We start from the raw sequence: 24,459 nt of genomic DNA, 5'->3' as shown, positions 1-24,459 counted from the left end.
ATCAGCATCAAAATTATGTAGAGTATTTTTACCTCGTATTAAAATTTACATTTAATCTGTAAATTAGGACGCAATTGTTCAGCAAAAGATTGAGAAAGTCAAGCTATTAGCCTCATGATTAGCAAAACCAATCAAGGAGATTTAGAAATTATCACCTCTGCACTCAGCGATGTGATTAATGAACTGCATGATAAATACAAGTCATTGCCGGAAGGAATCGTTGCTAACTATATTCCTGAACTCGCAAAAGTCAACCCGGATTTATTTAGTATTTGTATTGTTACAGTAGATGGTCACGTATACGAAGTAGGCGATTCGCAACAACTATTTACTATTCAATCGATTTCTAAAGTATTTGCTTACGGACTAGCTTTAGAAGATCATGGACGAGATTATGTGTTGACAAGGGTGGGAGTAGAACCCACAGGGGATGCTTTTAACGCCATTATTTTGGATGAGCAGTCTAAGCGACCGTATAACCCAATGGTAAACGCCGGAGCGATCGCCACCACCAGTTTAATTAAAGGTGCAGGAGCAACCGAACGCCTCAACCGCTTACTAGATATGTTTCGCCGCTACATTGGTCATGACGTATTTGTCGATATTTCCGTATTTACCTCCGAACGCAGCACCGGACACCGCAACCGCGCAATGGCTCACCTCATGCTCAACTTTGGCATGATCAACCAAAATATAGAAGAAGCCTTAGACTTATATTTTCAACAATGCGCCGTCATGGTGAACTGTCGGGACTTAGCGGTGATGGCGGCGACTTTAGCAAATCGCGGGACAAACCCCATCACAGGGGAACAAGCTGTGGATAAACGCTATATAAAAGATATCCTCAGTGTGATGCACACCTGTGGGATGTACAACTTTGCGGGAGAGTGGGCGTATAAAGTAGGAATTCCGGCTAAAAGTGGCGTTTGTGGTGGTATTTTGGCAGTTGTTCCCCATAAGATGGGAATTGCTGTGTTTTCTCCACCCTTAGATCATCGGGGAAATAGTGTGAGGGGGGTCAAAGTCTGTGAAGAACTATCCCAGCGTCTAGGCTTACATTTATTTGATTGTTCGGTTTAATTAGGGGTGTAAGGGTATGAGGGTATGAGGGTATAGGGGTTGAAAGTGTTGGACGAGGATTATTGGAAAAAAGCCCAGCACGGTTTTGCCCCAATTGGCAAGGCTTTTAACTCTTGGGTCGTTGGCTGCTCTTTCTTCCCCCTACACCCCTACACCCCTACACCCTTATACCCGCCCCAACGGGGCTTGGTAATTCAGACAGTGTTTAACCAACGTAAAATATTGGCTTTGCTGTCTGCTAAACCTTTATAAATCAATGACTCTGGCGACATAGACTTAATTGCAGCACACAGCTTAACCCGTAATATTGCATCTTGCTTGAGGGCAGTACAATCTCTGAAATAAGTACGAATCGTAAATAATGCTGTTTTATATTCTGGTAGACCCCAAATGACTTGTCGCTCAATTCGCAAGTAAAGTTTGGGGTTTTGGGGGTCAAAACTTCTACCTTCCCACTGGCTAACTAATAAACCAGGTGGTGGTTCAGGGTGGTGATTCAGGCGCGTATCTGTACTCAAACCCCAAGCAAAGCGCACCATTGGTTGACGATAAATCATCGTATTAACGATCGCATCTGCCCGGCGATTAATTTTCTCTATACCCGCCACGGGTGTATGTATTACAGCAAAGTCCTTACCGATTTTTTCCTCAGCTGACCAATGGTTGGGATAACACAAATGAATGGCACTTAGCCAATTACATCCATCATCATCACAGCAAATGACTGTAATATCTTCCTGTATCTGTGCTGCTAAAGCATCGAGGGTAGAAGTATAAACAGGAGAAACTGTACTACCCTCGACTTGCTGTAATTCCCAGTCTGCATCTAGATAAAGTTTTTCGTTGGTCAGTCGGCTATAAAATATGAAGGTGTTAGCCGTCGATTTTTGGTAGTCAAAGTATTGTGGATGCTCTTGTGTAAGACGCTCAACTATCAAACGAGCGATTGCACCTGCTACAGTCTGAGAATAATTATAAGTCTGATAGTATTGACTCAATCGTTCTGCACGGGCTAAAAGTTTTGCCTGACGGTAATCAGCAAAGTTTTCATCGATTTGAAATACTTGCTTATCAGCTTGACCATTACCGAAACATGAACCAAACGCCATCATCCCTGGCTTGACTTCGTAGCGTCCGTTCATCAGGGGGAAGTAGCAGGCGGGACTATTCAAAGCTGCGACTTTCTGCATTTTTACAAGCTAGCTATTGTAAAGAAGTGCCATTTATATTGATGTTTAGGTAAGAGTATTTGAGTTATATCGGCAATTGTCTCACACGGAAATCGCGATCGCTGACGGAAATAATTGCCCCGGTGGCTAAATCTTGCTCAAACCGATTTAATGCTTCTGCCAATCGTTCATTAATGATTTCATAACTTTCGTTCCCTAATCGAAACAGAATTACGCTTGGTAATGTTGCGCCACTCACTGCTAACAAATAACCAAAATCCAAGTCTACTGTTAATAACACTCGTTCCTCCAAACGAGCTTTTACCAAAATTTCATCATCGGGGAGTGTTTCCAGACCTTCTTCAACCAGATGTACTGCATCATAACCCGCAGTTTTTAACCAATTGACGGTACGTGGTGAGATCCCCATATCTGCCAGAAATTTCATCCCACTTTCTCACCCACTATGGGATAAACTTGTTCGCGTGCCAACCAAGCAGCATACATTAAGGATTGTTGAACATCTTCCGGTTCTAAATAGGGATAATCCTCGATAATTTCAGTGACAGTTTTGCCATTAGCGACCAAATTCAAAATTAACGAAACTGGAACTCGCATTCCTCGAATACAAGCTTGTCCAGCCATAATGCGGGGGTCAAATGTAATGCGGTCGAAACCTAACATTATGTAATTCTCCTGTCGTGTTCAGGTTTAGGGGTGTAGGGGTTGAGCTACTGCCTTTTGACTGAGGGACGCAAAAATCAGTGAAATTTCTTAGAATGGGATTAGGTAAATTTGTGAAGTTACCTGAAAGTTGTGACAACATCTGCTCCAATCCTACCACTGGTAAAAGACACAGAACGTTTAGAAGCTCGGCTGGCGGAAATTCCACCAGAACCGGGAGTGTATTTCATGCGCGACGGAAGCGATCGCATCATATATATAGGTAAGTCACGAAAATTGCGATCGCGTGTTCGTTCCTATTTTCGCGACGGCTACAATAAAACTGAACGCATCGCCACAATGGTCAAGCAGGTGACGGATATTGAATTTATCGTCACTGATACTGAAGCCGAAGCCTTGGCCTTGGAAGCGAATTTAATTAAGCAGCATCAACCATACTTTAATGTGCTGCTCAAAGATGATAAAAAATATCCCTACGTCTGTATTACTTGGTCGGAAGACTATCCCCGCATCTTCATTACTCGCAAACGCCAGCTAGGCAAAGAAAAAGATAAATATTACGGGCCTTATACTGATTCCGGCTTATTACGCAGTATTTTGCATTTATCTAAGCGGATATTCGCCTTAAGACAACGACCACAACCACTATTTAAAGACCGTCCCTGCTTAAATTATGATATGGGTCGCTGTCCTGGGGTGTGTCAACAGCTGATTTCACCGGAGGAATACCGCAAAACTGTGCAGAAAGTGGCGATGGTATTTCAGGGACGGACGCAAGAACTGATTGAGATTTTGACGGAACAAATGGAAACAGCCGCCACAGCACTTAATTTTGAATCGGCGGCGCGCATTCGTGATCAAATTGCTGGGTTAAAGTCTTTGAATGCACAGCAGAAAGTTTCCTTACCTGATGATACAGTTTCACGGGATGCCATAGCTTTAGCAGCTGATAATCAACACGCTTGCATTCAATTATTTCAAATTCGTGCAGGTCAATTGGTGGGACGTTTGGCGTTTGTGGCGGAATCACAAGCGGAAGCTGGCGCGATTTTGCAACGGGTTTTAGAGGAACATTATCAAACGGCTGACTCGGTGGAAATTCCCGCAGAAATTTTAGTCCAGCATGAGTTACCAGATGGGGAAATTTTGGCGGCAGCTTTGACGCAACGCAAGGGAAGAAAAGTGACGATATTAGCTCCCCAGCGTCAAACTAAGGCAGAATTAATAGAGATGGTGGAACGTAACGCCCAATATGAATTACAAAGAATGCAAAAATTGGGCGATCGCAATCACGAAGCGATGCAAGATTTAGCCGGAATTCTCGACTTACCGGACTTACCCCACCGTATCGAAGGTTACGACATATCCCACATTCAAGGTTCTAACGCCGTCGCTTCCCAAGTAGTATTTATTGATGGCATACCCGCTAAACAATATTATCGTCACTACAAAATTAAAAATCCCACAGTCACCATCGGACATTCCGATGATTTCGCCAGTTTAGCGGAAGTCATTCAAAGACGCTTTCGCAAATACGCCGAAGATCCCAAATTACCACGGGTGGATAATCCAGACTGGCCTGATGTGGTGATGATAGACGGAGGGAAAGGTCAATTATCGGCTGTGGTTGCAGTTTTGCAGGAGATGAATTTATTAGAAGACTTGCGAGTCGTGAGTTTAGCGAAGAAGCGAGAAGAGATTTTTTTACCTGGAGAGTCCACACCTTTAACGACTGACAGCGAACAGCCAGGAGTGCAATTACTCAGACGACTGCGAGACGAAGCCCATAGATTTGCGGTGAGTTTCCATCGTCAACAACGAAGTGATAAATTAAAGCGATCGCGTTTAGACGAAATTCCAGGTCTAGGACACCATCGTCAAAAGTTGCTGTTAGCTCATTTTCGCTCTATTGATTATATTCGCCAAGCCTCACCCGCACAAATCGCGGAAGTTCCAGGGATTGGGACAAAATTAGCTCAAGAAATTTACAACTATTTTCATCCTGCTTGAAAAACTAAACTGGCTGCTAATCTAGCATTAATCTAGCTAAAATCTCATTCCATTTCTGTTTATGGATTTTTTGTAGTTCATTATCCGACTCTACTAATTGAGAGTATTCACTAATAAAGTCTGTGACAGACATAATTAATCTCAAGTAATATTTTATGGTGGGAGTGATTCCATTCAGAATTACTTGACATCCATGCTCATCTGCAATTTCTTGAATCAGCTTATTAATTGGCTCTACTTCTGATTGTTTAATCCCTTGTGAAGCAAAAATGTAATATCTACTGGGATTATACTTAATAATTTTTTGTTTAGCACGATAAACAATTTGCAAAGATATTTCTTGACCATGTTTGACTTCTATAGCTTCCAGCAGATGATTATTTTGATCAAAAACCTCTATATCTCCAGCAGTTTTAGAAGTTCTATCAGAAGCGGTATGGCTACCCAACTTACCCAATTTACACGAGTTATATCTAGACATTTCCCTGACTAGAATTTGATAAATAGCATAAAAAGCAATAACAGGTAATTTTGAGCCTCCAACAATTTTATAGTCATAGTTAAAATGCTCATCTAAAGAATTAACTACACTTTTTATATCCAATTTTTCAGGATTGGTAAGTTTGATAATTTCAACTACTTGCTCATCTTTAGTTGCTTTAATAAGTTTTAAGAGCAATTTCAGTAAATATTCTGCCTTCTCTGGATATTGTTGTACAAAATCAAGAATATTGAGAAATGCTATCTTTAGTGGCTTAGGGCTTATGTTTCCGTTGTAATCTAATGTATAAGGATAAGGCTGTTCAAAAGAACGTGTTAACCAACCACTTTCAGCCATTGCAGGTAATTCCAACTCTGTCAAAGTTGGAGTTATATACTTTGTATCTATACTTCTACCAGAAAAACCACCTGGCATTTCAGATTGATGATATCTAATATCCTGAGATGGATGTAGAATTTTATGTACTAAAAGAGTAATGAGAACTGTGTGAACTGCTTTCCTAGCAAAAGATTTATTCGCAATCTCAGCAACATGATTTTTATATTCCTCCGGTAGTTGGACTTCACTAATTTCAAATTCAGATAGACTTTGATAAATTTGTATAAGTTTTTCCCTATGATTCATGACTAATGGCAGTTCCAATTGAATAGGTTGAACGAACTCTGACTGTTTATGATTTAAAATAAAGCTACTGTCAATTTCTTGATAGTGAAAAAATTGTTTCTTGATTTGGTTAGCCAACTCATACATCACTGGGATAGAAACCGAATTCCCTATTTGCTTGTAACACTCTGCTAAATTACTATGGGTTTTAAAAGTATCAGGAAACCCCATGATTCTATAACATTCTCTGATGGTTAGTTTTCTCACAGCATTCTCTTCTGGTATGTAAATAAAAAATCTACCTGAAGTTTCTTGAGAAGGTATTGTGGGGTGAACTCCTTCTATAGAGTAAATTCTATTTGGTTGATGATGAACTCTTGATAAATGTTCTGTATTTGGTCTAATACCTGTTTTCCAAATATTTTTATTACGATATCCCACGAAGATTAATCCTGAAGGCTGTTGCTTAGGATAATCAATCATTGTATACTCTTGAGGATTTAAGTATTCAAACTCTCCTGAAGTACACAAGAAATCTCTCAATATAGGAAATGGATGAATTTTCTTAAGTAGTCCGAAATCAAATTTCCTATTTTTAGTAGCAACAAATACTACTCTTTCTCTATTTTGGGGAAGTCCAAAATCTTTAGAATTAAGTATTTCATGATTGACGAAATAACCTATATCCTCTAAAGAATATAATATGACTTCCAAAGTTCTACCCTGGTCATGATGTAATATGTGTTTAACATTTTCCAAGACGACAACAGGCGGATTAATATGTTCAATAATTTCGCAAATATGAAAGAATAAAGTCCCTCTAGTATCATGAAATCCCTTTCTTCTACCACAGATACTAAAAGGTTGGCAAGGAAATCCAGCCGTTAATACATCAAAGTAGGGTAAACTTTTTATATCAATTTTGCTGATATCATATGCTGGTGTATCGCCAAAATTGTTGAAGTAAACTTGTCTACAAGCATCGTTAATCTCACAAGAGAATACGCATTCATATTGAGCTTTTTCAAAAGCTAATCTGAAACCTCCAATCCCAGCAAATAAATCAGCAAATTTTAACTTTAGTTCCTCCATATAAATTAATAAAATATCTCCCTATATAGCCGAGTTAAACATTATAACAGAATGTATATTATTTTAAAATTTCCATCGACAAATCGGATTAATTTTGCAAATTAATCCAGAAGGGAATTCATCAGCAAGCTTTAACACTATGTTTCCTCAATGCGGAAAGTTTGCACAGTGTCAAATAAATATTTGGATGTGGAATAAATTCCATCTAGCGATTTTGAGGATAAAACGATATTAATAAACTCAAAGACGTTTTATCAGTTTTAGTTATCAAATAATATAAAACGATAAGTATTATTTAAATTGAACTCATCGTGATTGCGTAAGGTTCAAAATGCTGTGTTGCGGAAATGGCGCGCATCATTTTTGACGTTTCACTTAAATATTACTACACATAATAAGGATAAGATAGAATATCAGCCTTTTCGCTTTGATATTTAATTAAGCATTAAAGCGTTACTTACCAAAATTCCAGGTTTGGGACACCATCGTCAAAAGTTGCTGTTAGCTCATTTTCGCTCTATTGATTATATTCGCCAAGCCTCACCCGCACAAATCGCGGAAGTTCCAGGGATTGGGACAAAATTAGCTCAAGAAATTTACAACTATTTTCATCCTCTGGATAGTTGACAAATGGACTAGTTTTTAGTTACAAGTTCTGTCACCAAAGTATGAAACAGTAATTCCCAGTTTTTCAGCCGAAAAATTTAGTCATCGGCTGAATCAAAAGCTGATGCAAACTATTAAGAATATCTTCTATCGATTTATCTAGTTACTGTTACTTGTAACCAGATAAATCCATCTAGCCAATATTTCAAATTATGAATATTGGCGATTTAGTGGTGATTAAATTTAGGAATGTTTATGCTAAAAAATGTTAACTAAACATTAAGAAAATCATTTTGTTACTTAAGCTACAGTAATTAACTGATTTTGATATTTGAATACAAAGATATCCTGTAATATCCTTGGAAATGACTATAAACAGCCTTGTCTCAAGGAATTAGCAATTGGGATCAGTCAAATTTGCCAACAACCTTGTATACAATAGTAGTTTTATATCTCAAGTAGGATGGTTGAATAACCTGCAATTTAAGATAATCACCAAATGATTCTGTTCACTTTTCAAATCTAAAGTTTTGTTTAAAATTAACAGCCTTCTCGCTAACTAGAATTTTTTCTAGCCACATTGGCATTTTTGTTCGCAAATACCAGAATTACAACCGGGGTCAACTATGCACATCGTACAAAAAATTTACTGCCCAAACTGTGGCAGTGCAGCTGAACGTCACTATATTGCTGATAGCCAATTAACTAGAACCCAGTGTCATAGTTGTGATTATTTGATGATCTCTTGCACTAAAACGGGTCGAGTTGTGGAAGCTTACGCACCAGGAATTCATGCGCGGAGATAGGAATTTTAGATACAAAAATTAATGATCTTGAGGACAGAGAGAGCGATCGCTCTGGGTTAATTTCGAGTTAGTCTGTAAATAATCATGGAGAAGGTGACAACCACGCGTCAGTAGCTTGGCTAGTTTGAAGTCGTCTAAATTGCGGAAAATTACCCTACCGTTACCGCTACCGACTGCTAAAATTTTGCCGTTGGGACTAAAACTGACGCTGGTTAGTTCTTCTTTGTCGCCTTTTAAGGAAATTAATGCTGTTCCTTCTCTGTTCCACAGCTTAATTTTGTCGTCACTACTGGCGGCTAGAGTCCGACCGTCACGGCTAAAACTGATACTGGTAAAATTATCGCCATCACCAGATAGAGTTTTTAGCAGTTCACCGTCCCGATTCCACATTTTCACGGTGCTATCAATACTGGCAGAAGCTAAAATTTGACTATCAGGCGACCAAGCTACGCCATTAACTGGGCGTTTATGGTCAGCGAGGGTGTGTAGAAGTTGACCATCTAAATCCCAGAGTTTGACTGTTAAATCATCACTAGCAGAAGCCAATAACTTGCTGTCTGGGCTGAAGCTAACCCAGTTGACTGCATCAGTATGACCTGAGAGAGTGTTAAGGAGTTTACCGTCTCGACCCCATAATTTTACGGTGTTGTCTTTACTGGCTGAAGCCAAGACTTGATGATTTGGCGACCACGCTACAGCCCAAACTGCATCGGTGTGACCTTTCAAAGTATGGAGTAATTTACCGTCTCGACTCCATAATTTCACCGTTTTATCTTTACTGGCTGAGGCGATGACTTGACCGTCACCAGACCAAGCTACGCCCCAAACTTGGTCGTCATGTTTGGGGAAAGTTCGCAAAATTCTACCATCACTACTAATAATTTTGACTGTATTGTCACGACTAGCCGCCGCCACCATCCGACCGTCGGGACTAAAACTAATGCTAGTTATCCAATCATCTTCGTCGGTTTGGGGGTCACGCTGCAATACATCTTGCCAACGCCAAAGTTTAATGGTTTTATCCCGACTAGTAGAGACTAAAGTTTTACCGTCAGGGCTGAAACTTACACTATTGACCCAATTGTTATGTCCTTTGAGTGTCCCTAGTAACACACCTTTTAAATTCCAAAGTTTTACGCTTTCGTCGGTACTGGCAGATGCAATGGTTTGACCATCTTGGCTAAAACTAACACTAGTAATTGCCCCAGTATGACCAGTAATACTTCTGACTAGTTTTCCTTGGAGATTCCAGAGTTTAATTTTTTGGTCTAAACCACCACTAGCAATCATGTCACCTCTGGGCGACCAAGCTACAGTTAAAATTGCACTGTCGTGACCATTCCAAGTTTGCAATAATTGACCGTCACGCTTCCATAGTTTGATAGTTCTGTCAGCACTCACAGAAACTAAAGTTTGACCATCAGGCGACCAAGCTAAACTTTGGACGGCTTGTTGATGTCCCAAGAAAGCTTTGAGTAACTTACCGTCTCGACTCCAAAGTTTGATGGTTTTGTCGGTGCTAGCAGAAGCGATCGCTTGTCCGTCTGGGCTAAAATTAACACTATTGACTCCCGCCTCATGCCCTAAAATGGTATGCAGCAATTCACCTTTGCGACTCCACAGTTTAATTGTGCCGTCTTGACTAGCAGACGCAATTATCTGACCATTGGGGCTGAAGCTCACACTATTGACTACCTTATTATGTTGTAAGGAAATAGGTAACATTAAACCATCAGCCTGCCAAAGTTTAACGCTATTATCAGCACTAGCAGAGACAATTAACGACCCATCAGGACTAAAGACTGCACTATTCACGCCAGAAGTATGTCCCTCTAGGCGGTTATATTCTTTCACCCCCACCACAGCTTGATATAGTGCTGTTTGTACTTTTTCTCTGGTGTAAGGATCTACCCAAATCGTGCTTTGTAATTTGCGTCCAGCTTTGATTCCTTCTTTGAGTGCGTCGAGGCCTTTTTGGGATGCAAATAACGCTTCACTAGAAACACTCAGGGTTTTAATTTCACTGTCTACGGCGGTGATTATGGAAACACTCAACCCCAAAATCGCTAACGCTGAAGCCCCCAACGCAATTTTTAAGGAACGATTTAATTTGGCTTCACTGAGTCTTTGTTGTTTTTGGCTTTCTACCAGTTGGGCGGTTAACTCTTTTTCTTTGAGTTCGGCGCGGAGTTGTTCCACTTCTAATTGACTGAGTTCTTCTCGCTTGCGTAACTCGCGCAATTCCGCCAGTAAATCTAATCCTTGTTGGGGTTGAGGATCTAAGAGTTTGCTGTTTTGCTTTTTTTGGCGGAGTTCTCGCTTGAGTCGTTCAATTTCGGTTTGACTTTGTTCGACTTTTTGACGCAGCTGATTAAGTTGGGCTTGGAGGCTAGATTCTTGTTCTTGCAAATAGCGAATTAAATCTACTAAGTAATCATGAATTAATTGATAGCGTTCTGGAACATCGGGGAACAATACCACTAATCCAGAACTGACCAAAATATTTAAGACTAATTCTAAATTATCGGCATCTTCTAATTCTGCCAATTCTGTTGCTAATTCAGCACGAGTTTTAAATGGTCTTTGATTACTTTCATCTGTTAATAAGTATAGAACTAGTAAAGCTGCCCGTTCATTTGTGGGGCCGCAATCTTTTATTAGTTCTCTGATATACCTTTCAATTAATTTATTTGGTCTGTATTGTTGATATTGGGCAAGAGTTGTAATGCCTTCATCTTGTAACTGCGCTCCTGTAACTTGTAATTCAATGGGGCGAATCTCTCCGGTATCTCTAGATAAATCGTCAACTAAGGCATTAATTAAAGCTGGTTCTAAATTGGAGTGGGAACGGGTGGTGAGTTTTTGAATGATGGCTTTGGCGTATTCGGGAGAAAAATTATTTAATTGATAACGAATCTGTTTATCGAGAATGTTATTATTGATGGCTTCGAGATTCTCTAAATGTTTAAATTCTAGAATTTGGTGTAAATAATCTTCTCTCAAAGACATGATAACTTTGACAAAAGGTATATTCAGACAATCACTGACAAACTGGTCGAATTGCTGTTTTTGGTGGCGGTCAGTACAGCCAAAGAAAAATTCTTCAAATTGGTCAAATATTAAAACCGTAATGAGATGATTATTCGCATTTTGATGTAATTTTTCTAAGATGCTGCTAATAGTCGTTGGGGTTTCCGTCACCCCTAAAACTTCTGATGTAATAGCTGCATCACCTTTGAGTTGCGAAATTGCCACCTTTAAAGATTTACCCAATTCTCGCACCCAATCTGTGTAAACTTGCAATACTACAGGGACAGCAATTTGATCACCGATGGCGTGATTTTGTAAAGCTGGAACTAAACCAGCCGTCACAGTAGAACTCTTACCCACCCCAGAGGGGCCGTGAATCACAATTAATTTTTGGTCAGAACGGCTAATTCTGCCAATTAAGTTATTAATATCCCGTTCTCGCCCGGAAGCTGCAATTTCTAAAGCAATACTACTACTACCAGAGGCAGACATTAACGCTGGGTTGGTAGCTTGTCTTTGGGGTTTGAGACGGCCTGCACCAATAAAAGCCCGTAAGCCATATTGTTGTTCGATAGAACGGCGTTTTTGGCGGATACAATAGGCTTCTAAATAACGCCCGGCTTCAAAATAGAGCGATCGCAGTTTCCGCAACATCCTAATATAACGATGTGCGTCATATTGGTGCGCGCTATTTTCTAAAGCTGGGGTTAATTCCTGGGTGGCTTTATCTAAATAGGCTTGCGCCACGGCGTTTTCACCTAATTTTTGTTGGGCTTTGGCTAAGACTAAATAATAAATCTGCGCTAACAGCAGGGGAAATAAACAATCATGGGGTATGGTGTCTTGCTGTTGGGCTTCGTCTAACTTGAGTAAGGAAACATGGGCTAAAATACTCGCCTGTAACCACCGTGAAGCTTGGACGGCGACTTGGGCTAAAAAACCATAGTCACAAGCTAACTGAATTTGACTCCCATAGATTTGATGTAACTCTAGGGAATGTTGGGCGACTTTTTGTAATTCGTCCCATTGTTGCAGATGTTCTAAAACTTCTGCTAGTTGACCGATAAATTCTGCTGCAATATCCAGTCGGTGCGCTGACTCTAAGATGTCTATGCTTTGTTGTAAAGAAGATTTCGCCTGTTCCCAATATTCGCGGTTATCTAGTTGATTTTGTTCCGCTAACCGACAATATGACAAGCCGAGATAAAACAGTAATACACTCTGTCTTAAAAGTGGGGAAGATGGGGGAGTCGGACGAGGGAAAGTAGAGATTTCCGCTTCAGTTGGTTTTTCTGTGGATGACTGAGTAACGAGTGTTTGCCAAATCAGCAAACTTTGTTGAAAATGATCTAAGGCGAGATGAATGCGATCGCTAATATAATCATCTAAACCAAAAACGAACTTTAAACTGGCGTTTAATTCTGGTTCTAGAGTAATTCCCCTCTCATGCAATTCACCGATGGCTGAATGTAGTTCGTCGCTATATTCCCACACTTGGGTGAGGGTGGGATAATTGGGGGTGAGTTTTGCTTGTCGCCGTTGTCCATGTTCGTTGGTTAAGACTTTGGCGAATAAAGTATCAGTTTCTTGACGCAGAAATTCTAATAATTCTGGTGTCGTCATGGTAAACCGAATTGGTGTCGCCGCCCAACTGGCAAAATCAGGGGCTAAACGCACGACTTTTTGCAATATTTCCTCATTTACCCAAAAAATCATCGGAAATGAATGCTGTTTAGGCAATTCATCTCGGATATGATTGATTGACCTGAGTAAATCGTCAATTTCCTCGACGGTTTCTAAACCCAAAACCATCAACGCCGATGGGGGTTGATGATCTGTTTCTAGCTGAAAATGCAAAGCTGAGTAAAGACTTCTGGTGTTTGGGGGTAAAACTACCTTGTGAATGCGCGCCACTCCCACCGCTAATTTATCTAGTGATTGCAGCACTCGCTCCTGTAGTACACGATAATTACAGCAGACTACCACTACAGAAAAATGACCACAAGATAGGGTAATTGCTCGCCATAAACTTTGTAAAGCCTTACCGTTGGCTGTTTTAATATCTACTGGGAATTGTCCTTCAACCATGACTTAAATTTTGGTGTCTCGGCTAAAACTGGATTGACAGCAAACCAAGCCCCTTGGTGGTCGCGGTATTCAAAGACAAATAAACTACGCAATAAGGTATGGTATTCTATATCTCCTCTAACCCGTTGTTGTTTTACCACTTGGAAGATTAACTCCCATTCTTGGCTATCGATAGGATTAGCGCGGTAGTCCCGTTGTCTTTGAATGACTAACTCGACACATTCTTTATCAAAGGGTGGATCTTGTTCTCGCAGACAGTCAAACAGCAACCCCAATAAATCGCGCACATGACCACCACTGATCAGGCACAATCTATCTAGTATCTCTAAATTATCAAATACCTCTGTAATTAAGCTTAAGCGATCGCTCGGTTGAATGTCAGGGAAAGCCCTAGCTAACACCATTTGACGCATCAAATCTAGGCCTTGCTGGAAAATCTCCCCAGAACGCAACCTGACAGGAATCATCGGTAATACCTTCGGTGCGACTCCACCACCTAAACGGTGTTGGAGTTCCGCGCTGTCGTTGGAAAAGGTTAAAGCTAAGGGTATGGTGTAAACTACATGACAATTGAGCTTACGTAATTGTTCACCTCTATCGATAAATAAATATTCTGGCAGCGATCGCCCCGATGGTAAAGGACGAATTGCGACTCTATCTAAGTTATCGACAATTACAACGAGGCCTTTTTTCCCCTTGGCTTTGAGTTCCTTATCAGCCCGTTCTAAGAGTTCTTGGTTAATTGATTGTAAAATTCCCTGGGTGCGGGGTTCGAGGTAATCTCGCAAGCGGCGACGCAATTGGGGACTTTCTTTAGTTTTGGCAGTAATTTTGGCAATTCCCACTGATAATTCCGCTTCTACTCCCAAATCAATGGGAGTTTGCAGAAAATCCATCACCTCACTAAATAACTTAGTAAAGTAGTTAGGCTTGAGGCGAATTTTCATTGCTTCCAGACTTTCGCTCACCTGTCCGGCGATCGCTAGTAAAATATCAGTGACATCCACATCCGCCATTTCTAGGACATGGGTAGACTCAAAATACACTACATGAAATTGCGCCTCTTCTAACTCCGCCTTCAAGCGCAGTAGTTCTGTAGATTTACCGCAACCCAAATGTCCTGTAAATAACTGACAGGTGGGGGAATTGGGGGAAATGCGAGTAATAGTACGCAGTAGTGCTTCAATAATTTTACCACCCCGCACCGATGCAAAATCAATATAATATCGGCGATCGCTGTTGTTTCCCATCATCAACGGTCTGCTGGGATTACAAGCCTGATAGAATTTTTCTAAATCTAGGGGCATATTGGAATTTGGGATTTTGGATTTGGGATTTTGGATTACATCATTGTTTAGTTTGAGCAATCACTGAAAATTGGTGAAAAGTAGCAGAAGTTTCATCCTTTTGCCTTTTTACCTTTACCTTTTTACTAGATGCTTATCGTTAATTAATCATCGTTTTTACAGTCTCAAGCCCTTAGACTCTCGCTTCACATTTAAAATATGTTGTTTTTTGACAACTTATGCGTTGATTTCAGCCCTTATTACTCAAATTACTCAATAATTTAACAGTATTCAGGATATTTTTCCCATCAGGTTGTAGTTTTATACACAATTGCCACAGTTGTAAATTTTACAAAAGTATAAATAAATCAAACATTAATTTGTCCAGAACCCCGACTTTTTGAAGAATTCGGGGTTCTATGACCTATCATAAATTAGTGTGACGGACTACCAGCATGATTGAGGATAGCTATCAATTAATACAGTCCAGTTCACTAAGGACTAAAGTCCTTACTACAAACTTCTTGTTCAACAAACTTGAAATCCTGGTTTTAACTGCACCGTATTAGATTGTGAATGACAAGATATTATCTTTGATAAGACCTATGATTCTAAATATTAAGAATATCTCACAAATCAAAAGGTACTCTTAGGTACATTTTAAATATATTATTTGTGTATAAATTAATTTAATTTTCCTAATTTAAACCCCGATCTCTGGTTGAAATCGAGGTTCAAGATTTTATAAAAAATTCAAGATTCATGGAGAATAAACCAAACTCATTTTTCTAGAATGATTGGCTTATAGTCAAGACTTTATCCATTTTGAAAGTCAGAACCAGCATGAAAAACTATATTGTACACTCTCGCCTAATCAAACAATCTTCAGGCTGTTGCTCTCTCCCTGCTATTTGCCAGGAATTGCTAGTTTTCTGAGTAACCTGAGAGTGTGTAGGAAAGGTTTCCTGTTGAAATACTTCCCTAGAGATAATTTGATTGACACCAGCATTATACAAAAAGATGGGTAATGCAATGATGCCTAGATAAATCCTCCTGTCCATAATAACCTCAGTCCAAAATTTCCGATTGTGCTACTTTGTAGATGCCACCTGATGAATCGGAATTTCAACACTGAGTATGACATATTTAACTTGTAGTTATGTATGTTTACTCAATGCTACTATCCGCAAAGACGCGGTATACTAATCACCTGTTCCAGTTTGATAACAAGCTAGCTTTAACTACAGTGTGAATATATAAGTTTTCTTGGATTGACGCGAAAATTTACTGTTGAAGCTAAATTACAGGAACTTTTGTGTTGCGAGTCAAAAGCCAACAGTTAATTTATCCCCATATATTATTTTCGCATACTCAGTGAGGTTTCAAAATAGGAAATAATAAGAAAGTCAAAAGGAAAAAGGCAAAAGGTGAGGCCGCCGTTGTCTTTTTTGTGCCTAATGCCGAAAGTTATGTTCAAAAAATGGTTTGTTAAATTAATTGTCGTATTCCTGGGGCTTTTGCTATTGGCGAATTTAGGTGCGCGCTTGGGTGCAGAAATTTTCTGGTTTCAGGAAGTTGGTTATGTCCGAGTGTTTTTAGTCAGACTAGTGACGCGTAGTGGTCTATTGGTGTTAATCACTGGGCTAACTGCTACTTATCTGCTGGTAAATCTCGCCTGGGCGCAACGACTCAAGTATCCCCAGTCTGCAAAGGTTGAGGAAGTACAACCAGAATTAGTCAGTCTGAGTAGTAAATTGCAAAAAATGCTCAGTCCTGAATATACCCAATCTCGTCAAACTCGCCCCAGAGAGGAAAAAAATCTCTACCCGTTAAAATTACGGTTGTTATTACCACTAGTATTAATCTTGAGTTTATTAGTGGGTTTAATGCTAGTCCACTATGGTCAAATTGCTTTTGGCTATTGGTTTGGGACTAACAAAAACCAGTTGATTTTTCCCTTGAGGCTGGAAACGCTTTGGCAATTGGGAATACAGATTTTCAGTCAGCCTCTATATTTAGCCTTAGTCATTGGTGGCGCGATCGCTATTTTAATTTACTCTCGTTTCTTATTAACTGCGATCGCTCTCATCTTCAGCGTCGGTTTAGGCAGTATCATGTACCACAACTGGGCTAAGGTGCTGCAATACTTCCAGCCTACAGCTTTTAACAGCACAGACCCCCTATTTGGCTTAGATATCAAGTTTTTTATCTTTTCTCTTCCCTTTTGGGAACTCTTAGAAATCTGGCTGATGGGGATGTTTTTATATGGTTTTATCGCTGTATGTCTTACCTATCTTTTATCAGCAGATAGTCTTAGTCAAGGCGTGTTCCCTGGTTTCTCATCCCCACAGCAGCGTCATTTATATGGGATGGGTGGCTTGTTAATGCTGCTGGTGAGTTTTAGTTATTGGTTGAGTCGCTATGAATTGGTTTATTCTCCCCGTGGGGTGAGTTATGGCGCAAGTTACACCGATGTTTATGTCCAATTGCCAGTTTACAACTGTTTGTGCGGTTTAGCATTGGCGATCGCCACTTACCTATTATGGCGGACTATCTTTTGGCGTGCTGCTTCCCGCTATCGGCCGTTTTTCTTCTATGGCGTAGGTTTATATTTACTATTTGTGGGAGTAGCTGGTTATATCCTACCCACAGTCGTACAGTATTTGGTTGTGCAACCCAACGAACTACAACGGGAAGAACCCTATATTCAACGTACTATCGCCCTCACCAGAGAAGCATTTGGTTTAGAAACAATTGACTCACAAACATTCAACCCCCAAGGAACACTCACAGAAGCGGATCTCAAAGCCAATGATTTGACAATTCGTAATATTCGCCTTTGGGATCAGCGTCCACTTTTGGACACTAACCGCCAATTACAACAATTTCGCCCCTACTACCGCTTTCCTGATGCAGATATTGACCGCTACACCCTCCAAGAACAACCAAACGCCACCAAACGCCAGGTATTAATTGCGGCTAGAGAACTCGACTATAGTGCTGTTCCCCAACAGGCGCAAACTTGGGTAAACCAACATTTAATTTATACTCACGGCTACGGGTTTACTATAAGTCCGGTGAATACAGTCGCAGCCGGAGGTTTACCGGAATATTTTGTCAAAGATATTGGTAGCAATGAACAAGGCGCATTGACTACAGCCAACGCAGCTGTGCGCGAGAGTGTACCCATTGGACAACCCCGCATTTATTACGGTGAAATTACTAACACCTATGTCATGACGGGAACAAGAGCGAGAGAGTTGGACTATCCTAGTGGTAGTGATAATGCTTACAATATCTACGATGGCTTGGGTGGTGTCAGGATAGGTGCGCCGTGGCGGAGGGCGTTATTTTCCCTATATTTAAGAGACTGGCAGATGTTATTTACACGGGACTTTTTACCAGATACTAAGGTATTGTTCCGGCGGAATATCAGACGCAGAATTCAAGCGATCGCACCTTTTTTAAAATACGACAGTGACCCTTATTTAGTCGCCGCTAACCCTAACCCTGAATTTCCAGGGGAAAATAATCGTCTATTTTGGATAGTGGATGCTTACACAACTAGCGATCGCTATCCTTATTCAGACCCCAATAATAACGGTATCAATTACATTCGTAACTCCGTCAAAGTCGTAATTGATGCGTATAACGGCACAGTGAAATTTTATATTGCTGATCCAGAAGATCCCATCATCAACACTTGGTCAAGTATATTTCCCGACTTGTTCCAACCCCTCAAAAATATGCCCTTGACTCTCCAAAGTCATATCCGTTATCCCCTAGATTTCTTTACCATTCAATCAGAACGGTTAATGACTTACCACATGACCGACCCGCAAGTATTTTACAACCGGGAAGACCAGTGGCAAATACCCAATGAAATCTATGGTAGTCAAGCGCGTTTAGTCGAACCTTATTATTTGATTACCAGCCTTCCCACCTTTCCCTTTGTTGGTGAAACTTCTAATAGAGAGGAATTCCTCCTATTTTTACCCTACACACCCAAGGAACGGACTAACCTGATTGCTTGGTTAGCGGCGCGATCGGATGGCGAAAACTACGGTAAATTACTGTTATATAACTTCCCCAAAGAACGCCTAGTATACGGCACAGAACAAATAGAAGCACGAATTAATCAAGATCCAGTAATTTCACAACAAATCTCCCTGTGGAATCGCCAAGGTTCGAGAGCCATTCAAGGAAATTTACTAGTGATTCCCATTGAACAATCGTTATTGTATGTCGAGCCGATTTATCTAGAAGCCACCCAAAATAGTCTTCCTACCTTAGTGAGAGTAGTGGTAGCCTACGAAAACCGCATTGTCATGGCGCAAACCTTAGAACAAGCTTTGCGGGGCATTTTTCAACCAGAAGTCACACCCGCACCGGCTATTATTCGTCCTGTCGAAGAACCCCCGGCGAGTTAAGGGACTTCACTTCCAATTAAGAAATACTATCTCGTTGATGGCAAGGGGGCAGGGGGCAGGGAGCAGGGGGAAAACAGTTGTTTTGAAGAAGATAAATTTGGATAGTTTATTTTCTGAAAGTTCCTAACTGCATCTGAGAAGGAAAAAGGCAAAAGGTTTCTTTCTTTTGCCTTTTGCCTTTTTACTTTTGCCTTTTTTTACGCATTCATTCCGCCATCAACATCGATGGTTGCACCGGTGATAAAGGAAGCTTCAGGACTGGCGAGGAAAGCTACTACAGCCGCGATTTCCTCTGGTTTACCGTAGCGTCCCAAGGGAATGAAAGACTTTTGTTGGGCAGCAAAATCAGTGTCCGATGGATTCATATCTGTTTCGATAGAACCAGGTTGCACGATGTTGACTGTAATTCCTTTGCTACCAAGGTCACGCGCCCAGCCTCTGGTATAACCTGTGAGGGCTGCTTTAGTTCCTGAATAATCAGAGATTTGCGAAAAAAGTGAGTGAGTTCCCAAACAAGAACCAATAGAAATAATTCTTCCGCCTTCACCCATCAGAGGTACAGCAGTGCGAACAGCCGTCACTACGCCGCCTACATTGATAGCCCACTGACGGTCTAAAGCCGCCGTATCGATTGTAGAGTCTCCTACTAAGCCGCGAACGAATACACCTGCATTATTCACCAGAATATCAAGATGTCCAAAATGGGCAGCAACCTGCTTAACTAAATTCTCTACCTGCACAGAGTCAGCTTGGTCAGCTTGGAAGGCTACGGATTTAACTCCGTGTGCTTCTATTTCTTGAACTAGACTTTCTGCTTTAGTGGCTGAATTGACGTAACTAATGGCGACATTTGCGCCATCTTCCCCCAGCCGTTTAGCGATCGCCGCACCAATACCCCTTGAAGCACCCGTGACTAAGGCCACTTTCCCTGCGAGTTTTCGAGGATACGCATTCATAGTACGTTAATTATATTTTTACCAAAATAATACCGAGTCATATTAGCAAAAGCGCAATATTTAGCACTCAAAACTTATTACTCAACACTCAGCACTCAGCACTCAACACTCAACACTCAGCACTCATTACTCAGCACTCAGCACTCAGCACTCAACACTCAACACTCAACACTCAGCACTCAACACTCAGCACTCAACACTACCGAAGAAGTTTACTATAATTTTGCCAAAAATTAGGCGTTTTTCCTCTTACCTACCTACTTAAAGGAATATGAATCACAAATTCAGTTCCCTGTGCCACTTGAGTGAAACAATCTAACTTACCCCCATGTTTCTCAATAATAATTTGATAGCTAATTGCCATCCCTAAGCCCGTACCTTTGCCAACTGGCTTAGTAGTGAAAAACGGATTAAATATCTTTTGTCGAGTCTGTTCAGACATCCCTAACCCATTATCAGCGATCGCAATTCTCACCCATTTTGTGTCTACTATAGATGTGTCAATTTTAATCCAACCTGGATTATATTGATTTTTATCAGATATTTGCCGTATATAGCGTTCTTCAATGGCATCAATTGCATTGACTAGAATATTCATAAATACTTGATTCAACTGCCCTGCAAAACAGGGAATTGATGGCAATTTACCATAGTGCTTAATCACGGTAATACCTGGAAAATCGCCATGAGCCTTGAGTCGGTGTTGCAAAAGCATCAAAGTGCTATCTAGACCATCATGGAGATTCGCTTTTTTGTATTCTGCTTCATCCAATCGGGAGAAGGTGCGTAATCCTAAAACAATATCACTGATGCGATCGCTACCATTCCTGATGGAAATTAAAAGCCGTAACAAGTCATTAACAACAAATTCTATCTCTAACTCCTCTAACTTGGCTTGAATTTGCTCATCAGGTTCAGGGTATGTCTTTTGATACAGCGAAAGCATATCTACTAAATTCTGCACGTAGGCACAAGCGTAGTAAATATTCCCATGAATAAAATTGACCGGATTATTGATTTCATGGGCAATCCCTGCAACTAAAACGCCCAAGGCAGACATCTTTTCATACTCTATGAGTGTAGCTTGCATCATTTGCAGATTATTAAATGCTTCCTGTAGTTCATGGCTACGGGCTTCGGCTTCTGCTCTAGATTGTTCTAACCCTTGAATGATACGGTTGAGTAGCTTTGATTGAATTTCATGGGAATCCTCCAATTGCTGGCGATTAGATTCTGAACGCTCTAATTTTTTTTGCAACAGACGATTTTGCTTTTCTAAGTCTTTCACTCGTTGTTGTAGTTGCTCATACGACAAATCATTCATGTGGATTACTCCACCCCTAACAACAGAGTCACAAAAGTTTCATTATGAAACTGCGTATCGCCATCAGGTCGTAAGGGCGCAATTTCACCATAGGTATAAAAACCGCCAGAAATTACCCCAGCAGGCATTTCTGGCTGCAATATTTTATACTCTTCCTTGGCTCTAGTCCCAAGGACGTGCATTCGTCCTGTACAGGAGAAGAATAACGCTATGGTCGGCTGGTTTCCAGGATAATGCTCAAGTGCTTGCAACATAGACAGACGCGCCGAATCCACCATTTGATCCCTGTCAGAGTGGACAACTTGCACTTCTGAATTGAGGGGAATATCTGCAAAAAAAGTAATGCTCCCAGAGGTTTCATCGTAGTCTCCATTGGAGGTTCTCATATACCAACTCTCTTGCTGGGGTTCAAAAACCGCTAACCGATAGGCTGGAGAGGGGCGAATGTCTCCTATATAGTCCCGATAGAATTCCAAAGCAGGTTGACCATCGACTTCATAAAGCACATTTCCAGCGACTTTGGTGGCGATTCCCTTTTTACCAACTGGTGTCCAGCCACTTGATACCCCATGTCCCCAAAGTACATCACCTGAAAGTAACAAAATTGCAGTGCATCGCTGAGGACTTCTTCTCCAAAAAATTGGTAAGTTTGTTTAAACTGCCATTGGTCGCAAGTAGTACCACCCACAATGGGAACACCTGCGCCTAAGCCTTGTTGCAAGCCTTGCAGGATTAAAATACCACTGGTAGTGAGACTTTCAGGGGTAGTAATGCACAAAGTGCTGGGATAATGAGCCTGTGCTTGAGCCGCTTCGACGGTTTTTTGGGCGATCGCCACGGGTCTGAAGAGATATGACGACCAACGGCTGCATTAAACTTAATTTCATCGGAGCAGAAGAGAATTAAGACGACAGAATCTTGCTGAAACTCTAAAACTGAGGAAATCTCACCATCTGTTGTCCCACCAATTAACTGAATACCTGGGAATGTCTGATGAATACGCCGTAAAATTTCAGCATGATCAAAATCTAGAGCCGCTAGCAAAATCCCGGCTTGAGATTCATCCCAGCTAGCCCACTCAGACATTGCTCCAATACTTCCGCTATCACTACATCTGTATCTGGATCATTACTGTGTCCTACTACTGCTTTTAACATTACTTCCTGATATTCTTTTGGTAAATCTGGTTGATAAATAAGTATTTCTTACTTAATTAGAATACCCAAAGTGAATTTTGCATACACAAGATTTGCTGAGGAAAAAGCAGGATAATCGCTGAATTTCTGACAGTCCCCTAATTACGTGACTGTTGGTTGTAATGAAAATGTCATATTTTAGTTTTTCGTTTTGATTTTTACTGAGCAATTCAATATACAATCTAGAACTTAAAATCTGGAATCACCATGACAAACCTAACTCCTAATTCTAGTTTTAGTGTGACCCTGCGGTTGCAAATCCCTAATCGGGTGGGGATGTTGCAGCGATCGCCCAAGCTATTGCTGCCAGTGGCGGTAATATCGTACAATCGATTTGATGAGCAAACCCGTCAAGTTTCTATCCGTGACCTGAATGTGGATGCGGCTAGCACGGAACACGCAAGACAATTGTGCAAGCTGTTAAAGCTATCCCTGATATTAAATTGATTAGTGTTTACGATCGCACCTTTAACTACATCGCGGTGGCAAAATCAGCATCGCCAGCCGTATCCCCCTGAAGAGTGTGTCTGACTTGGCAATGGCTTATACTCCTGGTGTGGACGCATTTGTACAGCGATCGCTCAAGACCCAGCAGAAGTATATAATTTAACTATCAAACAAAATACCGTCGCTATTGTCACTGATGTAGTGCCGTTTTAGGTTTGGGTAATCTCGGCCCCCATGCAGCTTTACCAGTGATGGAAGGTAAAGCGATGCTGTTTAAGGAATTTGCAGGGTTGGATGCGTTTCCGATTTGCTTGGATACCCAAGATACAGAGGAGATTATCAAAGCGGTAAAAAATATTGCACCTGTGTTTGGGGGTGTCAACTTAGAAGATATTGCTGCGCCCCGATGCTTTGAAATTGAACGGCGATTGCGTCAAGAATTAGATATACCAGTATTTCATGACGACCAACACGGCACAGCAATTGTTACCTTAGCGGCTTTATTGAACGCCCTGAAATTAGTGCAGAAACCCATTGCAGACATCCGCATAGTGATTAATGGGGCTGGTGCGCGGGGAGTCGCGATCGCCCGTCTCCTCAAAAAAGCGGGAGCAGAAAAAATTTGGATGTGTGACTCTAAAGGATTATCTCTACTAGTCGCACCGATTTAAACGAAGAAAAACAAGATTTGCCGTTAAAGCCCAAGTACACTAGCCGGTGCAGTCCAAGTGCGGATGTGTTTATCGGTGTGAGTGCGCCAGGGTATTAACACCAGAAATGGTGAAATCGATGGCTAAAGACCCCATTGTCTTTGCAATGGCTAACCCCATCCCAGAAATTCAGCCAGAATTAGTCAGTAAAGATGTGCGGTGATTGCTACCGGACGCAGTGACTACCCCAACCAAATTAATAACGTCTTAGCCTTCCCTGGTGTCTTTCGGGTGCTTTAGATTGTCGGGCGCAGACAATCACCACCACCATGTATTTACAAGCAGCAATAGCGATCGCTTCTTTGGTGAGTCCTTCCGAGTTAAATCGAGAACACATCATTCCTTCCGTATTTGATCCGCGCGTTGTCACGGCTGTAGCGGCGGCTGTACAGCAAGCAGCCCGTGAAGAAGGAATTGCTAGGAGTTAATTAAGCTCAATA

The 24,459-nt window shown here is 41.0% G+C and carries 13 protein-coding genes and 3 pseudogenes; 6 read left to right on the top strand and 10 right to left on the bottom strand.

Annotated elements, in window-relative coordinates; genetic code table 11:
* Positions 1-114 precede the first annotated feature (114 nt).
* Positions 115-1,080: a glutaminase A gene (glsA, locus tag CV014_RS24550; RefSeq protein WP_236144417.1), complete on the top strand. Its 966-nt coding sequence runs from the start codon at positions 115-117 to the stop codon at positions 1,078-1,080.
* 194 nt (positions 1,081-1,274) lie between these two features.
* On the opposite strand, the gene CV014_RS24545 is transcribed toward glsA, so the two are convergent.
* From CV014_RS24545 to CV014_RS24535, 3 genes are all read right to left on the bottom strand, one after another.
* The gene (locus tag CV014_RS24545; protein WP_236144416.1) at positions 1,275-2,270 is read right to left on the bottom strand and encodes a heme-dependent oxidative N-demethylase family protein; all 996 of its coding nucleotides are present in this window, start codon (positions 2,268-2,270) and stop codon (positions 1,275-1,277) included.
* A 64-nt stretch (positions 2,271-2,334) separates the two neighbouring features.
* Positions 2,335-2,697, bottom strand: coding sequence for a DUF5615 family PIN-like protein (locus CV014_RS24540; protein WP_103137029.1), 363 nt, complete (start codon positions 2,695-2,697; stop codon positions 2,335-2,337).
* The gene (locus CV014_RS24535; RefSeq protein WP_103137030.1) at positions 2,694-2,933 is read right to left on the bottom strand and encodes a DUF433 domain-containing protein; all 240 of its coding nucleotides are present in this window, start codon (positions 2,931-2,933) and stop codon (positions 2,694-2,696) included. The genes CV014_RS24540 and CV014_RS24535 overlap by 4 nt, the downstream gene beginning before the upstream one ends.
* Positions 2,934-3,065: 132 nt before the next feature.
* Between CV014_RS24535 and uvrC the strand changes: the two genes are divergently transcribed.
* Entirely contained in the window at positions 3,066-4,943 is a 1,878-nt protein-coding gene (gene uvrC, locus CV014_RS24530; RefSeq protein WP_236144415.1) for an excinuclease ABC subunit UvrC, read from the top strand.
* A 16-nt stretch (positions 4,944-4,959) separates the two neighbouring features.
* On the opposite strand, the gene CV014_RS24525 is transcribed toward uvrC, so the two are convergent.
* Complete coding sequence (locus tag CV014_RS24525; RefSeq protein ID WP_236144414.1) at positions 4,960-7,140, bottom strand: DNA cytosine methyltransferase; 2,181 nt, start codon at positions 7,138-7,140, stop codon at positions 4,960-4,962.
* Positions 7,141-7,596: 456 nt separating this feature from the next.
* Here CV014_RS24525 and CV014_RS24520 point away from each other — a divergent pair.
* Both CV014_RS24520 and CV014_RS24515 read left to right on the top strand, forming a co-directional pair.
* A pseudogene (locus CV014_RS24520) lies at positions 7,597-7,767 on the top strand (helix-hairpin-helix domain-containing protein); the annotation flags it as partial.
* Positions 7,768-8,372: 605 nt separating this feature from the next.
* Complete coding sequence (locus CV014_RS24515) at positions 8,373-8,552, top strand: replication restart DNA helicase PriA (protein WP_103137032.1); 180 nt, start codon at positions 8,373-8,375, stop codon at positions 8,550-8,552.
* A gap of 18 nt (positions 8,553-8,570) precedes the next feature.
* On the opposite strand, the gene CV014_RS24510 is transcribed toward CV014_RS24515, so the two are convergent.
* On the bottom strand, positions 8,571-13,670 hold the full coding sequence (locus tag CV014_RS24510; protein WP_236144412.1) for an nSTAND1 domain-containing NTPase: 5,100 nt from the start codon (positions 13,668-13,670) through the stop codon (positions 8,571-8,573).
* Positions 13,646-14,977 carry a P-loop NTPase fold protein gene (locus CV014_RS24505; protein ID WP_236144411.1) on the bottom strand — a complete coding sequence of 444 codons (1,332 nt, stop codon included), beginning with the start codon at positions 14,975-14,977 and terminating at the stop codon, positions 13,646-13,648. The genes CV014_RS24510 and CV014_RS24505 overlap by 25 nt, the downstream gene beginning before the upstream one ends.
* A gap of 1,448 nt (positions 14,978-16,425) precedes the next feature.
* Here CV014_RS24505 and CV014_RS24500 point away from each other — a divergent pair.
* On the top strand, positions 16,426-19,386 hold the full coding sequence (locus CV014_RS24500) for a UPF0182 family protein (RefSeq protein WP_236144410.1): 2,961 nt from the start codon (positions 16,426-16,428) through the stop codon (positions 19,384-19,386).
* A 197-nt stretch (positions 19,387-19,583) separates the two neighbouring features.
* Here the strand turns inward: CV014_RS24500 and CV014_RS24495 are convergent, their stop codons facing one another.
* The 4 genes and pseudogenes from CV014_RS24495 to CV014_RS30495 all read right to left on the bottom strand — a co-directional run.
* The gene (locus CV014_RS24495; RefSeq protein ID WP_236144409.1) at positions 19,584-20,342 is read right to left on the bottom strand and encodes an SDR family NAD(P)-dependent oxidoreductase; all 759 of its coding nucleotides are present in this window, start codon (positions 20,340-20,342) and stop codon (positions 19,584-19,586) included.
* A 253-nt stretch (positions 20,343-20,595) separates the two neighbouring features.
* The gene (locus CV014_RS24490) at positions 20,596-21,666 is read right to left on the bottom strand and encodes a sensor histidine kinase (protein WP_236144408.1); all 1,071 of its coding nucleotides are present in this window, start codon (positions 21,664-21,666) and stop codon (positions 20,596-20,598) included.
* A gap of 5 nt (positions 21,667-21,671) precedes the next feature.
* Complete coding sequence (locus tag CV014_RS30500; RefSeq protein WP_329608436.1) at positions 21,672-22,172, bottom strand: FIST C-terminal domain-containing protein; 501 nt, start codon at positions 22,170-22,172, stop codon at positions 21,672-21,674.
* A 36-nt stretch (positions 22,173-22,208) separates the two neighbouring features.
* A pseudogene (locus CV014_RS30495) lies at positions 22,209-22,752 on the bottom strand (FIST signal transduction protein); the annotation flags it as partial.
* Between the two features lie 317 nt (positions 22,753-23,069).
* On the opposite strand from CV014_RS30495, the pseudogene CV014_RS24475 reads away from it, so the two are divergent.
* Positions 23,070-24,447, top strand: a pseudogene (locus CV014_RS24475) (NAD-dependent malic enzyme).
* Positions 24,448-24,459 lie beyond the last annotated feature (12 nt).

It is taken from the genome of Nostoc sp. CMAA1605 (genome assembly GCF_021596505.1).
Classification (GTDB): Bacteria; Cyanobacteriota; Cyanobacteriia; order Cyanobacteriales; family Nostocaceae; genus Trichormus.
The sequence above is the reverse complement of the archived record's forward strand: the minus strand, read 5'-3'. Positions and strand labels throughout refer to the sequence as shown.